Raw genomic sequence first — 15,761 nt, forward strand, 5'->3', positions numbered from 1 at the left:
CGAATGGTTTCTGAAAGATAATTACAATAAAATGATTTACTTAGTAAATATTTATTCTATAAAACCAACGATACCCTAAAGGTGTATTAAAGTATCGTAATTACCTTATCTTTAAAAAAAGATAACAGGTTCTCTTCTAAATCAATAATACTCTGAGATTTTCTCGCGTGAAGACTCGATTAGATAATCAAGTGAGACGAAATTATGAATGAATGCAAACGAGCCAATTTCCTTGATGGATACCCCTAATCTCTCTGCATCTTGATTGCGGAAATCTTCATTCGAGTGCAGAATTTCAAAACCTGCTGCTTGAATTCTCTCCCCGTCGAATTCGAGGGTGACGATATCTCCATCTTGCCACTCACTCTTTAATTGATGAAAGTGCATTTGGTACGCTTCGCTTGGAGGATCGACTTCAAACGCGATCCAGCCTTTTGGTGCGTCGACTTGGAATGCCGGCGATAATCCTCCGCGTGACACGATGGATTTCATATGATGCCGATGTGTCATATGACGTAATAGCATGGTCAGACCACTCCTTTTCATCTATTATTACGCGACGGCGTCAGAATATCGAGAAAAATTTACAAAAGAGAAGGAAGAATCTTGAATTTTTCTGATAGACAACGTTCGATTAGTCTGCACTTACTATTTGCTTCGCTCGTTTACGTTTCGGTTTCGATTTATGCGGGAGAGATCGATGCGAGCGGTATCCTGCAAGCATGATTGATTCAAATCGAGTGTTTGATCAGATTTTCGTCATTTTGAGAGTCATGTTTATACGTGCAATCCGGAAAGTGAAGGTGTTCGGCGGATGAGACGATACAGAAACTATACTGATTGTATGCAAAAAGTCATTTAAGGACATGATGGAATACCGAATTGATTTCCTGATTGTTGTCCAGGAGGTTAGGAGAAGATACGAAACAGCGCGTTTTATATTTAATGAAATATCAGATTGGACAACTAGGGACGCGCAACGATTATACAGGAGTATAAATATAAACACGAGATTCGATGGTAGCAGTAGAATCGAGTAAAATTCAAAGCCATCTGAAAAATAATCAAAATCGGATAACACATTTCCTTGATTCCTGAAAAAGGAAATTTCAAATATCCCCTTATTGTATAATGAAGGTAGTCATATTGATTAGGAACACTTTTTAAAGGAGGGTATGATTGGATGAGAATCGTGAAGGTAGACCGATTGATAGTAGCATTGAGCATCTTTAGTGGACTTCTTGTATCCTTGGGTCGCTCGACGCAAATATATCCACAACAAATCAGCGGCAATGGGAATCTAGGGTTTCTTCCGCTTCTGTTACTTCTGTTACTTTTTCCGATTGGGATCGTTCTGATGTTGAAATGGATAAGAGAAGCGCAGTTACGTTTTTTATCCTTGATTGGTCTATCCACCAGCACGACAATCTATCTTGTGTGTGGCATCCTTTATCAAATCGAACAGTTCAGCCAGTATCAAGTGTTGGTCAAACAACAAGTCATTGCAGATCGTGGAACGATTGATGGGGACTATTTAACGAGTATTACGTCGATGCCTTCGCCCTATATGAACAGTCAATACTTTAACGGCAATACCTTCTTGATTTACTGGACAAGCATCTTATTAATGGCGAGCTTGATCGCATGGTGGACTCGAGAGGAATGGCAAATATCTGAGTCAGATTAAAAAATCGCGCGACATGATGTTACCAATGAATAACAAAAAGAGTCCTTCTCTCTCCTGTACCGTGCAGAAGAGAGAAGGACTTGCAAAGTTTTAGCGACAGAAGTATTTAAAAATGATCGCTCTGCATCTTATGCAGCAATTGATCAAACGTTTCGTGGTCCTTTGATGTAAAGGCGCGGAAATAACGATCATCGATTTCCTCGATTTCAGGAGCGGACGTTTGGATCAACTTCGTTCCCTGTTCTGTCAACAAAACCCGCTTTTCTCGATTGATCCGTTTCCGGATGACGAGATGTTCAGCAAGTAATTTCTTGACCGTTTGTGAAATGGCGCCACTTGAGAGTTCAAGCGTTCGTTCAAGTGATTTTTGCGTCGCACTTTCTTGGTGATACAAGGTCATCAATAAATCGAATTGGGACTTCGAGAGTCCTTTTGGTTTCAACACATCGTTGACTTCTTTCGAATAACGGCCATGGAGTCGCTGAATGGCGTTCCAGTGCTGCATCGAGGATTCGAATGTGAAGGTCATATTTTTTCCTCCTCTTTCGTCACGCAGGGTTGAGCTTATCGAAGAAACGGATCAATTCTTCTTGTTGTCGAGCCGTCAAAGCGGCGAATTGTTCTTGTTGAAAACGTTCGTAGGCGGGCACCACTTCTTGTAGGATGGCTGTTCCTTTTTCCGTCAGCAGAAGATAGTTCGTCTTCCATTTCCGTTGACGCGTGATCAGTTGCCGGTCGAACAGTCGTTTGATTCCGTGTGAAATCGTGCCATCGGTCACTTGGATCCGTTCGGCGATTTCCTTCTGACTCGTGCATGAGGTCGTGTGTAAGCAACGTAATACTTCCAGATTCGTATGGGACAGATCCCAGTGTTTTAAGAAAGCGTTGACGCGCTTGATTTGTTGATTATGATAGGTCGCAATTGTATGCCAGCATGCCATTGGATATGTCTCTGTAGTTGTTGTCATGGAGAACCTCTTAAATATAGAATGTACTGCTGTTGAACTAGTTTCACCATACCATATTAAAAATATCTCGTGCTACTAGTTTGAGCGAAAAACCATCACTTTCCATTATTTCGATATACCTATAAAAAAATCCTGATCGAATCAAATCCGATCAGGAAGTATACCGCTTGATAACGTGAGATACGAATCCTTCAATCGGAATCCATATTTCGTAAAGCACTTCTCAGAGACGCGTCCTTGTAAGGTGATCGTCGCATAGTCGCCACGAATGACAAAAGACTTGAATTTTTTCACAATGTCTTGAATCAAAGCCTCGAGCAACAAACCGCGTTCGCCAAGACCTTCTTCTCTGACATTGATTTCAATTAAAGAAAACGTACCATATTCTGTATTTTCCGTCTGTTTCATACCTTCATAAAGAACGGTCAAATAGGATCGTTTCGAGACAAGCGACCGACTATTCGGTGGTTCAAGAATCGTAACGTAATAACTTAGTGAAGGGAGACGCAAGTTTCGAGTGACCTCAACAATCTGGTGTTGATTATTATATGCAAGCCCAACGATTTGTTCTTGTGGATGATTCGGCACTGTCAATCCTTCTTGCTTACAAACGGTTTGCCACTCGGCTTCTGGAATCCAGACAGCCTCTTCGGTTTTCGCTAAAGCTTTAAAGAACTTCACGTTAAACGGATGACCTCCTATATAAAATGACTAATCCCATCATGCCTGACGGGTAGATGAAAAACGAGTTACAATCTGACGACAAATTTGTCTTCTTTTGCTATAAGTATACCTTGAAATTTCGTTTTGAAACAGACTACATCTCGATGAATCTACTGTCTATACTGAATGTATCAAGTCAGGAGGCGAGTATATGAAAACAGTCGAAGGTCCATTTTTCCATGGTACGAAAGCGACACTTCAAATCGGTGACGAATTAAAGCCGGGACATGCATCGAATTTTCGAGTACATCCGCTTCAACATATCTATTTCACGGCAACGCTCGATGCTGCGAAGTGGGGCGCGGAGCTCGCACAATCTGACGCTCCAGAGCACATCTACCTCGTCGAGCCGCTCGGAGCGTATGAAGATGATCCGAATTTGACGAACAAACGATTTCCAGGCAATCCGACCAGGTCGTATCGTTCGACTGAACCTGTGAAGATCATCGCTGAACTCGGAACGTGGGAACGGCATACGGACGAAGAGATTGAGACGATGAAAGCATCGCTTCAGCGGTTACGAGCAGAAGGGAAGGATACAATCATTGACTAAAAGACGGAGAGAAGACGTGTCTATACATGATTTCAAATCGATCAAGCCAAAGACCATGATCGCTATTGATCAATTACTAGTCGATCACTTTCATGCCATTCGCCTGGATCGAGACGACGAGCTATTGATCACGATTATGGAAGATCCGTTCGTTCCACCTGATGAAACGATCTTTGGAGTCTATTGTATCTACCGGAAATCAATTCTCGAACTTTTGCAAGGTAGGATTTTCAACATCGATTCGTATGACTTTCAGAAAGCATCTGCAAAAGACAAATTCCTGACAGCAGAGGATGTCGAAGGGGTCCTTGATATGGCGACATTCGTCGTCATTGCTTCAGAAGACAAGGCATATATGTCCCACTATTTCATCGGTGGTGACACAGAGAAACTCAATTCAATATTGAATGTATGCTTTGGTCACCCGAATTTATTAGCGGACCAAGCATCGAAACGTTCAATCAAACGTTTTGAGCAAGATGTTCTGATCGTTGAAAAGATGAGGTGCATGAAATTTCTTCGAAATGAATAATGAAACTAATTAAATCTAAGATAAGCAATACCGCGTATTCTTTTTGGCATAATGCACTACAAAGTGAGTATGGAATGGTACAATATGTAAAAAGGGGGTTATTCGATTGTCTCTCTACAAACAAGAAAAGAAACAAACACTCGATCATCTACGCGATGGTGTTGATCAAGGTCTTGGTAGTGCCGTACCTCGTGGACAAAACGACGGAATGCGCGGACTTGAGATGCTTGCAGTCGTCGTAATCCTTGGTGGAGGATATTTGCTATACCAATGGTTTTTCTAAAGTAAGAAGCATCATCCATTCGAGGACGATGCTTCTTTTTGTTCGATTTCATTGACGATATCATCAAGCGTGACATGAGCCAGCACTTTCTCAAGGGCGGATTGCGCGAGCTCGAAGATTGGCGTGACCGTCGATTGGATGTTTCGTCCGACCGGGCAGTCTGGATTCGGTGCTGCATGGACGCCGAACAATTCCTTGTCCGGTACGACAGCGACAGCGTGATAAACGTCAAGCAGCGTGATGCTAGACAAAGGACGAGCGAGCCGTGCACCGGCAACACCCGGACGAACTTCGATCAAATCGGCTTTTTTGAGCATGCTCATGATTTTACGGATGACAACCGGATTCGTATTGACGCTGCCGGCAATCAAGTCGGATGTCATTTTCTCGTCGGTCGCAATCAACGAGAGAATGTGGATGCCGACGGAAAAACGTGTACTGATGGCCAACGGATGACCCCTCCTTCTTAAAAACAGTGTTCTCTTATTATACGTCGTATTGTTCATTTGGCAAGAAACGGGGAATAGAGACAATAATGTTGACAAACACTTTATTTGTAACTATATTGGTTACATGTAATCGAAGTAATTACATATCAAAAGGAGGAATCATCATGAACATTGGAGTTATCGGTGCAACAGGAAAAGCAGGGCAATTGATTCTACAAGAAGCAATCGAGCGCGGGCATGACGTCACAGCAATCGTCCGTAATGCGGCAAAAGTGACGGCTAACGTCACGATTCTCGAGCGCGATGTCCTCGCGCTGACGAAAGACGACTTGAACGGGTTTGACGCAATCGTCAATGCGTTTAACGCAGCACCCGGTGAGGAGACGAAACATATCGAAGTCGGGCGTCACTTGATCAATCTGTTAGCAGGTAGTACGACGCGCCTATTCGTTGTCGGTGGTGCTGGTAGTCTATTCGTTGACGAGAGTCACTCGACACGCGTCATGGAAACACCTGATTTCCCGGAAGCGTATTATCCGACAGCCTCGAACATGGGGAAAAATCTGATCGAACTACAAGGACAGCAAGACGTGACGTGGACGTATCTCAGCCCCGCTGGATTCTTTGATCCGAGCGGTAAACGAACAGGAACGTATTCGGTCGGCGGCGAGCAGATGATTCTAAATGCAAAAGGGGAGAGCTACATCAGTTACGCGGATTATGCCATTGCTGTAGTGGATGAGCTTGAAAAGGGACAACACCTCAACGAACGGTTTTCCGTCGTTGGTGAACAAGGATAACGTTGTCAGACCGACGTATCTAGTCGGTCTTTTTTGATGGGCGGAGTGAGAGATACAGCGGAGGACGGATGGCGAAGTGGCGCGGTTTGCTTAAAATGAGAAGAGAAATAACAAAAGGAGCATACATTATGATGCGACGATATTTTAGTATCATCAGTCTGTTAGCTGTCTTGATCGTCTGTACGACGTCGACGCAACCGTCTCGGTTCGAACGTTCCGAACCAGTCGCGACGATTGAGGATCATTACGCAGGACAAATCAATTGGCCGAGTGACACCGATCCGTTGCTAGAGCTTCATGCCAAACCGTGATCTACATATGACCGATCAAAGCCCGTCTCCTTAAAGAAGACGGGCTTTTTGGTGACGTTAAATGACAGTCATTGCGCTCAAGAAGACGAAGAAGAACGTGATGCCGCTCGTCAAAATCAAAAAGGGGAGGACGATCAGTAATTCGAGATGCGGACGAAGACCGTAGTAAAGCAGAAAGAACAGTGTCAAACAGGCGGTCGTGATCGTCAACGCAAGAGAAGTCATCAAGAGATGAAGAGGTTCGACGAACGGAACGAGAGACGATCCTGTGATTGTATCGAAAGCTAAACCGAAGGACAAAAAAATGAGTAAATACAGAAGCGATTTTTGACGAAACATGCGGCATGTCTCCTTTTACTAAACGATACATTTAGTATAAAGCGTAGGTCTTCTTGTTTTACCTAACAAAAATGTAAGAAAGTGGCTGATTTCAAACAGCTGAATCTTTCTTGTATAACAATGTCAAACGCGTCATCAAAAAGTAAAGGAAAGCGGCGCTACTCGCGATTGCCTGAAAATAGATCGGTTGAAACAGACCTTTGAATACAAGTAACAGTACGCCACCGAGTAATAAAGCGATGCCTTGATTCAGGAGGAGGTGTGTTATCCAAGGTAGTGGACGTGAGCGAAATCGGAAGTAACGAATCGCGTCGGTCAGGATGCCACCGACCGTGATGACGATCACAAACGACAGCAAGGTCTCAAAGACACCTGAATAATACCCAGAGTCTGTATCGGGCATGAGTCGTGGTGATGACGGAAGGTGTTGATAAACCATCAGAAAAATCCAATTACTCATCAGAAGTCGAAATGACAGACGGATCATGGTGTTCCTCCTTTCCAGTCTTCATGAGGATGAATAGACGGGTGATCATTACATATAAAAAGGTAGCGACTACGTTTCCGATGAAAAATAGCGCGGGAAGTGAACTGAACAAGATGAACGCACCGGCAAACACGAAGATCGTACCTTGATGAACGAGGAGATGCCTCATCCACGGTAGCGAACGTTTCGTGAAGCGGACAGCTAACAGAGCGTCAGCAATCAAGGTACCGCTGAAGAATAATAGCATGACAGCATCCAACTGTTCATTGTCGAGCTGCACCGCGTAAGACAAAAACGGAACCATCATCGTCATCGAGCCAAACAATTGGAGAAACAGAAAAAAGCTGAAGACGGTCCGACCGAGCCACCCGAACAGATAGGGGAGGAATGACGGATACTTTCGCGCCGACTCGGAGACGGTGTAATAAATCAACGCTACACCAGAACAGAATAAGATGAGAACGAGCGAAAACGAATTTGGTTGCATGAGCAGATAGAGGACGATGCTTGCGAATAACGCGACGATTTGATTGAGGATGACCCGTTGTGCAAATGAAATATCCGAACGAAATAACAGGCGCGGAAGCCCTTCTGTTAAGAGTGCACCGATCAGAATGGCGGGACCGGCAAACAATAGACCAATCATAAAGAAGTCAGTGAAGGAAGTGCCGTATATTGCTGGGTCACCCATCTCAAACCCAGCAATGAGTGCATACAAGAAAGCGAACAATATCGCGGAAATGAAACTGTTCTTTACGATAGATAACATGAGATAAGCCCTTTCCGACTGACGTTCAAAATAGTTTATACCAATACAATGTCAGGTCAATATGTGGATTGGCGAATTGTTTTAAACTATCGACACCGCCGAGCACGAAACCTTCTCGTTCGTAAAAACGGCAAGCAATCAAGTTATCGTCCTGTGCTTCGAGTGACAGACCACTCAACTCACGTTGCTGTGCCCATTTTGACGCAGCGACAAGCAATTGGTGTCCGACGCCTAGTTTACGAAACGCTTGTTTGACCGCGATGTTTTCGATGTAGGCGAAACGGTTCCAGTCACGAACAAGACGAATCTGTCCGACACAAGAAGTGCCGGAAAAGGCGAGGAGGACGATTCGATTCTCGTTTTCGATATACGTCGCCCAATCGAGTCGATCGTCAGGAAAACGGGTTTCAGTAGCGGTTTCATAGAGTTCTTCCGTATAAGACCATGCGGTACCAGAAAACTGCGGAACGATGCGTCCGATGATCGGGAATGAATCGTTGGCATGATTGACGAATGGAATGCTCTCGAACGATAGCGGTTGAATCGTCAGCTTTTCAGTCTCTTTCATTGTCATCCTCCTTCTTTCTATAGAGATCTACTTCACTCTATTCATCATCTCCTACAGACTGAGCATTGTCACGAGGAGAGATGCGAGAACAGGTCAATTTTCGAATGAACCAGGTTTTAATTTTTCTAAAAAAGGAATTGCTTCAACAGGAACGAATACATAGTCAGAAGACGTTGAAACAGTACAGAAAGACAGCAGTAGAGGACGTGACGACATGAACATGGATACGGTCAATCAGTATCTCGATGCCTATGGATACGGCGTTATTTTTATTTTTTTATTTTTTGGCATCGTCGGGATTCCAGCACCGGAAGAATCCTTACTCGTCCTGATCGGCATCTTAAGTGGTCAAAACGAAGAACGTTTAATCTATTCGATCTTGACTGCGTATGCTGGGACGTTCGTCGGTATGCTGACGGCATATGGAGCGGGGCGCTTCTTCGGACCGACTGTCCTGCGATACGGTCGATTCATCGGATTGACGAAGGAACGCTGGGAGCGGGTCTCAAACGGCTACATGGAACGAATCAATCGAACGATCATCGGCGGTCTTTATATTCCGGGGGTGCGACAGATCAATCCATATTTTGCAGGCATGAAGCGGATTTCTTTCGGTCGGTACTTCTTTGTGTCAGCAATCGGTTCCGCGCTGTGGGTCGTACCTTTTGTCTTACTCGGTCACTTTGCAGGAAAGACATTTCATATCAAGCCGGAAGTCGTACCGTATTTCGGACTTGCCTTACTCGTATTGTTCCTGCTCGGAGTGCTCGTGAAATGGCTCAAGCGGAAGCGACTTGAGAAACGCGTCGTTTCAGGGAAAAACGAAGCGGGAAAAGAAGACTAAACGTTACTTCTTTTTTGAAGGATCGTCGGAACAGTTTGAAGGAGTGGACAAACGATGCAAAAAATAGTGATCTTTCCTTTTTTAAGGATGCGATCCGGTCATCATCTGGTTGCCGAAGCGATCGCCGAACGACTGCAAGGTCCAGGGGTTGAAGTCAAGGAAGTAGAATTGCTCAGTACGATCAGCCCGTTTGCGGAATGGGTGACATCAAAGTTTTACCTGAACTGGATTCGACACTTCTCAAACGGCTATAGCCGTTTTTATCATCAGCATATTGCCGGACGTTCGAGCAATGCCCGGTCGACAGGGTGGACGTCGCATTATTTCCAACAACAGATGTTACGGATCATCCGGACGGAACAACCGGACGTCATCATCTGTACACATGCGTTTCCCTCCTATCTCTTGAATCAATTAAAAGAACGAAACCTTTGTGACGTACCGGTCATCAATGCCTATACGGATTTATTCGTCAGCCGCGTCTGGGGAAAGACGCATATCGAGTATCATCTGTTGCCGAATCGTGAGGCAAGGCAAGAATTGCACGAGCATCATGCTGTACCCATTGAGCGCTTGTTCGTGACGGGTATCCCCGTCCATCCAGCAATCGCTGGCGGTTCCATTTTTCGCTCGACGCAGTCACGCAAACAAATTCTTGTCGCAGGCGGAAACGGTGGACTAGGTCAACTCGAGACCTTACTGACGCAGATCGAACAGTGTCCAGAAGCAGATTTCCATGTCTTATGTGGGAAGAACCAAACATTGTATAAACGACTAGCTTCGCGACGTCATCCACATATCCATCCGCTTACCTATATCGATTCACGGGATGAGATGAATCAGCTGTATGAACGAATGGATGCGATTGTTACGAAACCGGGTGGCGTGACGGTCAGTGAAGCATTCGAAAAACGTGTACCGCTGTTCATTCAACACGTCCTACCGGGACAAGAAGAGATCAATCGTACGTATTTGATGGAGAAAGGACTTGCGTTCGCATTTCATCAAACGGATACACTCGCGGACGTCATCCGTCGGACGCTTGAGAACCCAGACGTCATGCATGCTTGGCAACAAGCAGTCACGCAGTATCAAAATGATCGCGTCATGGCCGATCAGCGGTTCTTCGCGGAACGGATTGCGGGTTGCCTGCAAGACCGTCGCCGAAAAGTAAATGAATAAAAGGGAGTTAGTTTCTATGCGTTCACGTCTTATCACAGCAGGAATTCTCGCGACACTCGCCTATACGGTCGTCCCGTACGTGGCGTCACGCGTCTTTGGATGGCGCGTGACAAAATCACTGAACTCACGATACGTCGCCTTAACGTTTGATGATGGTCCAGATCCCGTCTATACGACAGAACTGCTCGATCTCTTAAAACAAGAAGGCATTCAGGCGACGTTTTTTGTCGTTGGTCATAAAGCAGAAGCACATCCGGACCTCATTCGCCGGATACACGACGAAGGGCATCAACTCGGTATCCACAATTACGTCCATCGACCGAACTGGTCGATGCGACCGTCGACGGTCCGGGCAGGAATCGAGCGGACGGCTATGATCATTGAACGGATCACCGGTGAACGTCCGACGGTCTATCGTCCACCGTGGGGTGCACTCAATGCCGGAGATGTCCTCTGTCCAACCGCTTACAAGATGATTCTCTGGTCGAAGATGGCGGAAGACTGGAAGGTAGAAGGCGGGACAGTAAAAATCAAGAGGCTACTATCGAATGTGTCAGAAGGAGATATCATCTTGCTCCACGATAACGGGGATACGTTCGGCGCGGACCCACAAGCACCTGTGCAGACGATTGAAGCGCTTCGTGAACTCTTGCCGAACTGGAAAGCACGCGGCTTACAGTTTCGTCGCATTGATCAAACGTAAAAAAAGAGGAGCTATCCGGTGCCGGATAGCTCCTCTTTTGCATGGATTATGCTTCGCGTGACAAGTCCTCATCTTCTTGACTATGATGGAGAATCAAGCGCCGCACGACGAACGAGCGTAAGAATAGGATGAAGGTGATGACCGGAAGTAGTAACCACCAAGATTGCGTCAAAAATAAGTCGTCGAACGTCGTGATCATGACGAAATGACGACCAATGTAAAGCCACATGAAAAAGGAACTGACGAATAGAATTGCTTCCGCCGTTGTCATGAACTCAAACTCATTTTTCATTGAACTACTCCTTATGGATGTATTTGGTTTGTTTTACACTATCCACCATATCACAAGACCGATACCAATGCCCCAACAACCTAATACGAACGCTAGACCATAACGTCGGAGCAATGGAAAGGAACGAGTTCCTTGTTGTTCAAGTCGTCGTTGTGCTTGTGTCAAGATCTCTTTAGGAATCGAACGGATGATGAAGTAGATACCGAGTGGAACGAGTAAGAGATCGTCGAGAAGACCGATGACAGGCAGAAAATCTGGTATCAAGTCGATCGGACTGACAGTATAGGCGATTAAGGCGATGATTCCCCATTTGATATGACGAGGTAAACGAGGATGTTCGATTGCATAAGAGAGGACTGATAATTGTTGCTTCATCCGTCTAGCGATGCGTTTCATTCGCTCTAACATATGCGAGTACTCCTTTCTTATGAGCGAACCGGTTCCCGTTCGTTTGTCGTGACGGCTGCCTCTTCATCCGCTTCATACAGAATGACACGATTTCGTCCTTGTTCCTTTGAGGCATATAATGCGTCGTCCGCAAGAATATTCATTCGTTGAATGGCGATATGTTTCCCGTGAGCGATCCCGACGGATGCCGTGATGGCAATCGACGGGGATCCGTCGAGCTGAAAGTGTGTGTTCGCGATCCGTTCTCGAATCCGGTTAGCGACTTTCGTAACTTTTGGAGGCGTGAGATCATAGATGAGGACCATGAATTCTTCGCCGCCAATTCGAGCAGTGATATCATGCGGACGTGTCTCTTCCTGCAAGATCCGTGCAAACTGTTGCAAGACGAGATCACCGTTCGCATGACCGTACGTATCGTTGACATGCTTGAAATGATCGATATCGAGCGCGAGCACATTGTAGACGCGTCCTTCTGCTTCAAGCAATGTCGTCCGTTCGTCCCAGACACGCCGATTGTACAGTCCTGTCAAGTGATCGAGTTCTGCTGATTGTTTATAACGCTGGACCTGTTCGTTGAGCAACTGAAAGTCGATTGTCAAGAGACTCGATAACAGTCCAACTGCAAGTCCGATCGTCCACGTTGAAGCAAGTAAACGAAGAGCGGCGTCACTGAAGCCGAGATTGATCGAGACAGCGATCGAGATCATAAACAATGACCAGACGTTCATGATCAGGTTTTGCAAGAGCGGTCGATGGAGTAACCGCTTATGAATGAAGTACATCCCGGTGCTGATGCCGAGGACTGCGAGAAAGGCGACGATTGATTGCGGGGTCCAGCCGAAGTAAAATCGAGAACAACCGATGATCAGCGTCGCGATGATGAGAGGCGAGCGAACGCCATAAAAAGCGAGCAGGACGAGCGGTAAATGACGTAAGTCCATCCGTAACGATTCATTGACTGCAATTCCTTTAAACATCAATAGCACACCGAGTAGTCCGGTCGCAAGACCAACGATGAGGGACTTCATTCTGCTCGATGCGAGGCGTTGACTATAGATGATTTTAGCGATTAAATAAAAGCCGGTGAAGGCGATACAGGCATTCAATAACAACTCGGCAATGAACATGAGTTCCACATCCTTGAGTATGATACTTTTACGATAGCAGTTTGATAAGGGATGTCAACGAGAGAGACTCAAAATTTTAAAGATTCAGGAAAAGTCTTGCTCTATTGAAAGTATTTGGTAAAATAAGAGAGCTTCAGGAAAAGGGAGGGATGAAGTGAAATTAAAACGTCTTATGATTGAGGCACGGAAACTCGACGGACGTCCGCACTATTCGTGGGATGGATATGTCCTAAAGCAGACAAAAGACTATCTACTCGTCGCGAATATTCCAGGGCGGACGCTTCATCATCATCGTCGCGCAACCGTTTATACATACGACAACTATAGTCTCGAATTCTATCCGTTTGAAGCTGATTTCACGGTTGGTCTCGATATAGAACGGACGGGAGAGATGAGCTATTATTGCAATATCTGTCTTCCGTCAGTCCTTCAAGATGAAACATTATCGTTCATCGATCTGGATCTTGATCTCGTCTATCGAAACGGAGTGTGGCAAGTCGTCGACGAGGACGAATTTATGGAGAACCAACGGCTCTATCACTATCCGGTCGAATTGATTGAACGAACCCGTGCGTCATTGCTGAACCTTCAAGAACGGATCGCGCAGCAACAGTTTCCGTTTGACGGCTATTTAGATGCTTTCATCCCGACCGTCATGAACATGAATGATGGAAAGGATACCCAATAAAAAAACCACGATATCACGCATTTAGTCTGTTCGCTTTTTGTCGCAAGACGTTTGAGTCGGTCTATACGTTGACTCTCTTGATTCTATCATTAAAGCTAGGGGTCCACCTGTTTGTCTCGTCTTAGTAGAGTAATTCGATATAGTTCATTGAAATATCCTGTAGTGAGAGTATCGTCGTCTACGTAACGTTATGGAAGTCGCTGAACCTTCGTTTGTGATCCAAGCGTACTTTAAACAACGAACAAACGGCTTGAGTCCGGTAAAGTACCGAATTCAAGCCGTTTTAAGGGACATTCGTTTATCTGTTAACGATTCATTCATGAAGTAACAATATGTTTCTTCATCATGTATTGCATGCAATTAAAAAAGGCACTGATGGCTAGTGGGATGATGACGATACTTATTCCTACAAGCACTAATCCAGGAGCATCATCTAACTGACCTATATAAAAGAATACGGGAAGAATAGAAATCGCTAAAATAGCAATCACGAGGAATGCCTTTTTAATGCTATTCGACGATGAAGAAATACGAATAGCCGCGTCCTGACTTTTTGTAAAGGCGCTTAAAATACGGAAACCGTGAAAAATAGAAGCCAATAGCGGTATAAGAGCAATATAAGCAACGATCAATACGACATATCCTGGTTTTTCAAAAATGATTGAACTCTTGATTCCGTTCAGCAATGTAGGGATTGCATAGCCCGCTAAACCCAGTAGACCAAGAGATAGTACAAATAGGCATGACTTTAGTAAAAAAACACTTAACTTTGGGGGATTCATGGTAGCAATCCTTCTTTCCATATGACTTTTCATTTAATGATATATGTAAAGTGTATGATGAAATACGAACTATTACGTAAGCCTTTAGACTGATTTTGTAACGATTAATATAAAGTTAACCGCATTACCGCGTTCTTTAGATATCAATATGTTTAAGTGTCATTGTGATAAAAAATAAAAAATGTAAAAGAGAAGTAAAGGGAGGTATGATAAATGAAAACGATTCGTTGTCACCGTGCATTTGGAGTCTATGGCTTATTAATGAAAGAGGATGCTTTACTCGTAATCGATAAAAATGGTGGACCGTACATCAATCGCTATGATTTACCAGGGGGTAGCCTAGAAGAAGGGGAGACACTCGCTACGGCGATGCGCCGTGAGTTCACAGAAGAGACAGGGCTTGAGGTAGAGCTCGAACGACAGATCGGCGTCGCTGACTTCAAGCTCCCGTGGGACTGGCGGGAGTTCGATGAAGTCCATCATATCGCCGTCTTTTATCTCGTTCGACAGACCGGTGGAACGCTTGGCATTCCCGAGCAATTCGTCGGACAAGACTCACTCGGTGCGCGTTGGGTCAAGGCGAGTGAAGTTTCAATCGACAATGCGTCACCGCTCGTACTTGAAGCATTCCGCTGGATTGAGGAACAACAACTCGATCTTGAGGTACGACACTTTTCGAATTGGGATGTCTTAAAATGAATCGAAGCGCTCTTCGCATGCGGAGAGCGCTTTTTCATGTTCAATTGGCTAGCGCAGCGTCGAGTCGTCGTTTTTGATGCCGGTGATGCGCGAGATGGTACGAGACGAGGGCATACCACTCGGCAGCGTTCAACCAGCCCATCCCACCGTGTTGCGTCTTTTGATCAACGGGTGTCGCCTGAGCAATCGTTGCGAGCGTTACGTGACGATCAATCAGTTGCAACCAACGTGTCCGTATTTGTTCAACCTGATCCGTCTCATCCGGTGGGGCGTTCATCGCATCCGGTAACCGGATCGGTGTCGTCGGAAATGCACCAGCAGCAAATAACTGTTCACCGAACGGTGACTTCCCGGACGTGGTCACGCATGCGAACTGGCACGACTCGACTTCATCCAAATACTCATGACTGACGACGATCAAATGATCATACATTTGACTAATCGACCACGTGTCATGGTCGAGATGATGAATCAACGCCTCCGGCTCATAGCGATCAAGTTCTTGTAGATAATAGGTGAATAGTTCGTTCATCCTGTCACTCCTTTCAAAAATATCTTCTTCACTCT

The 15,761-nt window shown here is 45.2% G+C and carries 25 protein-coding genes; 11 read left to right on the top strand and 14 right to left on the bottom strand.

The window, feature by feature from the left end:
* Window positions 1-141 precede the first annotated feature (141 nt).
* Entirely contained in the window at window positions 142-525 is a 384-nt protein-coding gene (locus Q7C19_RS03935) for a hypothetical protein (protein ID WP_375091684.1), read from the bottom strand.
* Window positions 526-1,183: 658 nt separating this feature from the next.
* On the opposite strand from Q7C19_RS03935, the gene Q7C19_RS03940 reads away from it, so the two are divergent.
* Entirely contained in the window at window positions 1,184-1,687 is a 504-nt protein-coding gene (locus Q7C19_RS03940) for a hypothetical protein (RefSeq protein WP_375091685.1), read from the top strand.
* 106 nt (window positions 1,688-1,793) lie between these two features.
* Here the strand turns inward: Q7C19_RS03940 and Q7C19_RS03945 are convergent, their stop codons facing one another.
* From Q7C19_RS03945 to Q7C19_RS03955, 3 genes are all read right to left on the bottom strand, one after another.
* Window positions 1,794-2,216, bottom strand: coding sequence for a MarR family winged helix-turn-helix transcriptional regulator (locus Q7C19_RS03945; RefSeq protein WP_035408199.1), 423 nt, complete (start codon window positions 2,214-2,216; stop codon window positions 1,794-1,796).
* Window positions 2,217-2,235: 19 nt separating this feature from the next.
* Entirely contained in the window at window positions 2,236-2,655 is a 420-nt protein-coding gene (locus Q7C19_RS03950) for a MarR family winged helix-turn-helix transcriptional regulator (protein WP_052019029.1), read from the bottom strand.
* Between the two features lie 141 nt (window positions 2,656-2,796).
* Complete coding sequence (locus Q7C19_RS03955; RefSeq protein WP_375091686.1) at window positions 2,797-3,336, bottom strand: hypothetical protein; 540 nt, start codon at window positions 3,334-3,336, stop codon at window positions 2,797-2,799.
* A 193-nt stretch (window positions 3,337-3,529) separates the two neighbouring features.
* On the opposite strand from Q7C19_RS03955, the gene arr reads away from it, so the two are divergent.
* The 3 genes from arr to Q7C19_RS03970 all read left to right on the top strand — a co-directional run bounded on the left by arr (window position 3,530) and on the right by Q7C19_RS03970 (window position 4,746).
* A complete protein-coding gene (gene arr / locus Q7C19_RS03960) occupies window positions 3,530-3,931 on the top strand; it encodes an NAD(+)--rifampin ADP-ribosyltransferase (RefSeq protein WP_290750074.1) in 402 nt (133 codons plus the stop codon).
* A gap of 55 nt (window positions 3,932-3,986) precedes the next feature.
* The gene (locus Q7C19_RS03965; RefSeq protein WP_375091687.1) at window positions 3,987-4,463 is read left to right on the top strand and encodes a hypothetical protein; all 477 of its coding nucleotides are present in this window, start codon (window positions 3,987-3,989) and stop codon (window positions 4,461-4,463) included.
* A gap of 106 nt (window positions 4,464-4,569) precedes the next feature.
* On the top strand, window positions 4,570-4,746 hold the full coding sequence (locus Q7C19_RS03970; RefSeq protein WP_375091688.1) for a hypothetical protein: 177 nt from the start codon (window positions 4,570-4,572) through the stop codon (window positions 4,744-4,746).
* Between the two features lie 11 nt (window positions 4,747-4,757).
* Here Q7C19_RS03970 and Q7C19_RS03975 read toward each other — a convergent pair whose 3' ends face one another.
* Entirely contained in the window at window positions 4,758-5,195 is a 438-nt protein-coding gene (locus Q7C19_RS03975; RefSeq protein WP_375091689.1) for an Rrf2 family transcriptional regulator, read from the bottom strand.
* A gap of 164 nt (window positions 5,196-5,359) precedes the next feature.
* On the opposite strand from Q7C19_RS03975, the gene Q7C19_RS03980 reads away from it, so the two are divergent.
* Together Q7C19_RS03980 and Q7C19_RS03985 are read left to right on the top strand one after the other, a co-directional pair.
* Window positions 5,360-5,995: an NAD(P)-dependent oxidoreductase gene (locus tag Q7C19_RS03980; protein WP_035408193.1), complete on the top strand. Its 636-nt coding sequence runs from the start codon at window positions 5,360-5,362 to the stop codon at window positions 5,993-5,995.
* A 128-nt stretch (window positions 5,996-6,123) separates the two neighbouring features.
* Window positions 6,124-6,306, top strand: a complete 183-nt coding sequence (locus tag Q7C19_RS03985; protein ID WP_035408191.1) for a hypothetical protein — start codon at window positions 6,124-6,126, stop codon at window positions 6,304-6,306.
* Between the two features lie 57 nt (window positions 6,307-6,363).
* Here Q7C19_RS03985 and Q7C19_RS03990 read toward each other — a convergent pair whose 3' ends face one another.
* The 4 genes from Q7C19_RS03990 to Q7C19_RS04005 form a co-directional block, all read right to left on the bottom strand.
* Entirely contained in the window at window positions 6,364-6,645 is a 282-nt protein-coding gene (locus Q7C19_RS03990; RefSeq protein WP_056061134.1) for a hypothetical protein, read from the bottom strand.
* A gap of 91 nt (window positions 6,646-6,736) precedes the next feature.
* Window positions 6,737-7,105, bottom strand: coding sequence for a hypothetical protein (locus tag Q7C19_RS03995; RefSeq protein WP_375091690.1), 369 nt, complete (start codon window positions 7,103-7,105; stop codon window positions 6,737-6,739).
* Window positions 7,098-7,901, bottom strand: a complete 804-nt coding sequence (locus Q7C19_RS04000; protein ID WP_375091691.1) for a hypothetical protein — start codon at window positions 7,899-7,901, stop codon at window positions 7,098-7,100. The genes Q7C19_RS03995 and Q7C19_RS04000 overlap by 8 nt, the downstream gene beginning before the upstream one ends.
* Before the next feature lie 25 nt (window positions 7,902-7,926).
* Window positions 7,927-8,469, bottom strand: coding sequence for a GNAT family N-acetyltransferase (locus tag Q7C19_RS04005; protein ID WP_290787055.1), 543 nt, complete (start codon window positions 8,467-8,469; stop codon window positions 7,927-7,929).
* A gap of 214 nt (window positions 8,470-8,683) precedes the next feature.
* Between Q7C19_RS04005 and Q7C19_RS04010 the strand changes: the two genes are divergently transcribed.
* From Q7C19_RS04010 to Q7C19_RS04020, 3 genes are all read left to right on the top strand, one after another.
* Entirely contained in the window at window positions 8,684-9,313 is a 630-nt protein-coding gene (locus Q7C19_RS04010) for a DedA family protein (RefSeq protein ID WP_290757852.1), read from the top strand.
* An 87-nt stretch (window positions 9,314-9,400) separates the two neighbouring features.
* A complete protein-coding gene (locus Q7C19_RS04015) occupies window positions 9,401-10,495 on the top strand; it encodes an MGDG synthase family glycosyltransferase (RefSeq protein ID WP_375091692.1) in 1,095 nt (364 codons plus the stop codon).
* Window positions 10,496-10,511: 16 nt separating this feature from the next.
* Window positions 10,512-11,198, top strand: coding sequence for a polysaccharide deacetylase family protein (locus tag Q7C19_RS04020; RefSeq protein ID WP_375091693.1), 687 nt, complete (start codon window positions 10,512-10,514; stop codon window positions 11,196-11,198).
* Between the two features lie 46 nt (window positions 11,199-11,244).
* Here the strand turns inward: Q7C19_RS04020 and Q7C19_RS04025 are convergent, their stop codons facing one another.
* Genes Q7C19_RS04025 through Q7C19_RS04035 form a run of 3 tightly spaced genes read right to left on the bottom strand, consistent with a single transcriptional unit; the run spans window position 11,245 to window position 13,025 of the window.
* A complete protein-coding gene (locus Q7C19_RS04025; protein WP_035408177.1) occupies window positions 11,245-11,490 on the bottom strand; it encodes a hypothetical protein in 246 nt (81 codons plus the stop codon).
* A 33-nt stretch (window positions 11,491-11,523) separates the two neighbouring features.
* A complete protein-coding gene (locus Q7C19_RS04030) occupies window positions 11,524-11,898 on the bottom strand; it encodes a YkvA family protein (protein ID WP_035408175.1) in 375 nt (124 codons plus the stop codon).
* A 17-nt stretch (window positions 11,899-11,915) separates the two neighbouring features.
* Entirely contained in the window at window positions 11,916-13,025 is a 1,110-nt protein-coding gene (locus Q7C19_RS04035; RefSeq protein WP_290750111.1) for a GGDEF domain-containing protein, read from the bottom strand.
* 154 nt (window positions 13,026-13,179) lie between these two features.
* Between Q7C19_RS04035 and Q7C19_RS04040 the strand changes: the two genes are divergently transcribed.
* The gene (locus Q7C19_RS04040; RefSeq protein ID WP_056061160.1) at window positions 13,180-13,713 is read left to right on the top strand and encodes a DUF402 domain-containing protein; all 534 of its coding nucleotides are present in this window, start codon (window positions 13,180-13,182) and stop codon (window positions 13,711-13,713) included.
* Between the two features lie 317 nt (window positions 13,714-14,030).
* On the opposite strand, the gene Q7C19_RS04045 is transcribed toward Q7C19_RS04040, so the two are convergent.
* Window positions 14,031-14,495 carry a hypothetical protein gene (locus tag Q7C19_RS04045; RefSeq protein WP_375091694.1) on the bottom strand — a complete coding sequence of 155 codons (465 nt, stop codon included), beginning with the start codon at window positions 14,493-14,495 and terminating at the stop codon, window positions 14,031-14,033.
* A gap of 213 nt (window positions 14,496-14,708) precedes the next feature.
* Between Q7C19_RS04045 and Q7C19_RS04050 the strand changes: the two genes are divergently transcribed.
* Entirely contained in the window at window positions 14,709-15,194 is a 486-nt protein-coding gene (locus Q7C19_RS04050; protein ID WP_069940596.1) for an NUDIX hydrolase, read from the top strand.
* A gap of 40 nt (window positions 15,195-15,234) precedes the next feature.
* Here the strand turns inward: Q7C19_RS04050 and Q7C19_RS04055 are convergent, their stop codons facing one another.
* Window positions 15,235-15,726, bottom strand: a complete 492-nt coding sequence (locus Q7C19_RS04055; RefSeq protein WP_375091695.1) for a DinB family protein — start codon at window positions 15,724-15,726, stop codon at window positions 15,235-15,237.
* Between the last annotated feature and the right edge of the window lie 35 nt (window positions 15,727-15,761).

The organism is Exiguobacterium sp. PHA03 (assembly GCF_041945985.1).
Classification (GTDB): Bacteria; Bacillota; Bacilli; order Exiguobacteriales; family Exiguobacteriaceae; genus Exiguobacterium_A.

Excerpts from the sequence above, each read along its gene's own strand:
- Q7C19_RS04030 (WP_035408175.1), bottom strand. The coding sequence starts at position 11,898 with ATGTTAGAGCGAATGAAACGCATCGCTAGACGGATGAAGCAACAATTA.
- Q7C19_RS04050 (WP_069940596.1), top strand. The coding sequence starts at position 14,709 with ATGAAAACGATTCGTTGTCACCGTGCATTTGGAGTCTATGGCTTATTA.
- Q7C19_RS03985 (WP_035408191.1), top strand. The coding sequence starts at position 6,124 with ATGATGCGACGATATTTTAGTATCATCAGTCTGTTAGCTGTCTTGATC.
- Q7C19_RS03980 (WP_035408193.1), top strand. The coding sequence starts at position 5,360 with ATGAACATTGGAGTTATCGGTGCAACAGGAAAAGCAGGGCAATTGATT.
- Q7C19_RS03945 (WP_035408199.1), bottom strand. The coding sequence starts at position 2,216 with ATGACCTTCACATTCGAATCCTCGATGCAGCACTGGAACGCCATTCAG.
- Q7C19_RS03965 (WP_375091687.1), top strand. The coding sequence starts at position 3,987 with ATGATCGCTATTGATCAATTACTAGTCGATCACTTTCATGCCATTCGC.
- Q7C19_RS04045 (WP_375091694.1), bottom strand. The coding sequence starts at position 14,495 with ATGAATCCCCCAAAGTTAAGTGTTTTTTTACTAAAGTCATGCCTATTT.
- Q7C19_RS04055 (WP_375091695.1), bottom strand. The coding sequence starts at position 15,726 with ATGAACGAACTATTCACCTATTATCTACAAGAACTTGATCGCTATGAG.
- Q7C19_RS04025 (WP_035408177.1), bottom strand. The coding sequence starts at position 11,490 with ATGAAAAATGAGTTTGAGTTCATGACAACGGCGGAAGCAATTCTATTC.
- Q7C19_RS03990 (WP_056061134.1), bottom strand. The coding sequence starts at position 6,645 with ATGTTTCGTCAAAAATCGCTTCTGTATTTACTCATTTTTTTGTCCTTC.
- Q7C19_RS04015 (WP_375091692.1), top strand. The coding sequence starts at position 9,401 with ATGCGATCCGGTCATCATCTGGTTGCCGAAGCGATCGCCGAACGACTG.
- Q7C19_RS03950 (WP_052019029.1), bottom strand. The coding sequence starts at position 2,655 with ATGACAACAACTACAGAGACATATCCAATGGCATGCTGGCATACAATT.
- Q7C19_RS03995 (WP_375091690.1), bottom strand. The coding sequence starts at position 7,105 with ATGAGTAATTGGATTTTTCTGATGGTTTATCAACACCTTCCGTCATCA.
- arr (WP_290750074.1), top strand. The coding sequence starts at position 3,530 with ATGAAAACAGTCGAAGGTCCATTTTTCCATGGTACGAAAGCGACACTT.
- Q7C19_RS03940 (WP_375091685.1), top strand. The coding sequence starts at position 1,184 with ATGAGAATCGTGAAGGTAGACCGATTGATAGTAGCATTGAGCATCTTT.
- Q7C19_RS04005 (WP_290787055.1), bottom strand. The coding sequence starts at position 8,469 with ATGAAAGAGACTGAAAAGCTGACGATTCAACCGCTATCGTTCGAGAGC.
- Q7C19_RS04010 (WP_290757852.1), top strand. The coding sequence starts at position 8,684 with ATGAACATGGATACGGTCAATCAGTATCTCGATGCCTATGGATACGGC.
- Q7C19_RS04000 (WP_375091691.1), bottom strand. The coding sequence starts at position 7,901 with ATGTTATCTATCGTAAAGAACAGTTTCATTTCCGCGATATTGTTCGCT.
- Q7C19_RS04035 (WP_290750111.1), bottom strand. The coding sequence starts at position 13,025 with ATGTTCATTGCCGAGTTGTTATTGAATGCCTGTATCGCCTTCACCGGC.
- Q7C19_RS04020 (WP_375091693.1), top strand. The coding sequence starts at position 10,512 with ATGCGTTCACGTCTTATCACAGCAGGAATTCTCGCGACACTCGCCTAT.
- Q7C19_RS03935 (WP_375091684.1), bottom strand. The coding sequence starts at position 525 with ATGCTATTACGTCATATGACACATCGGCATCATATGAAATCCATCGTG.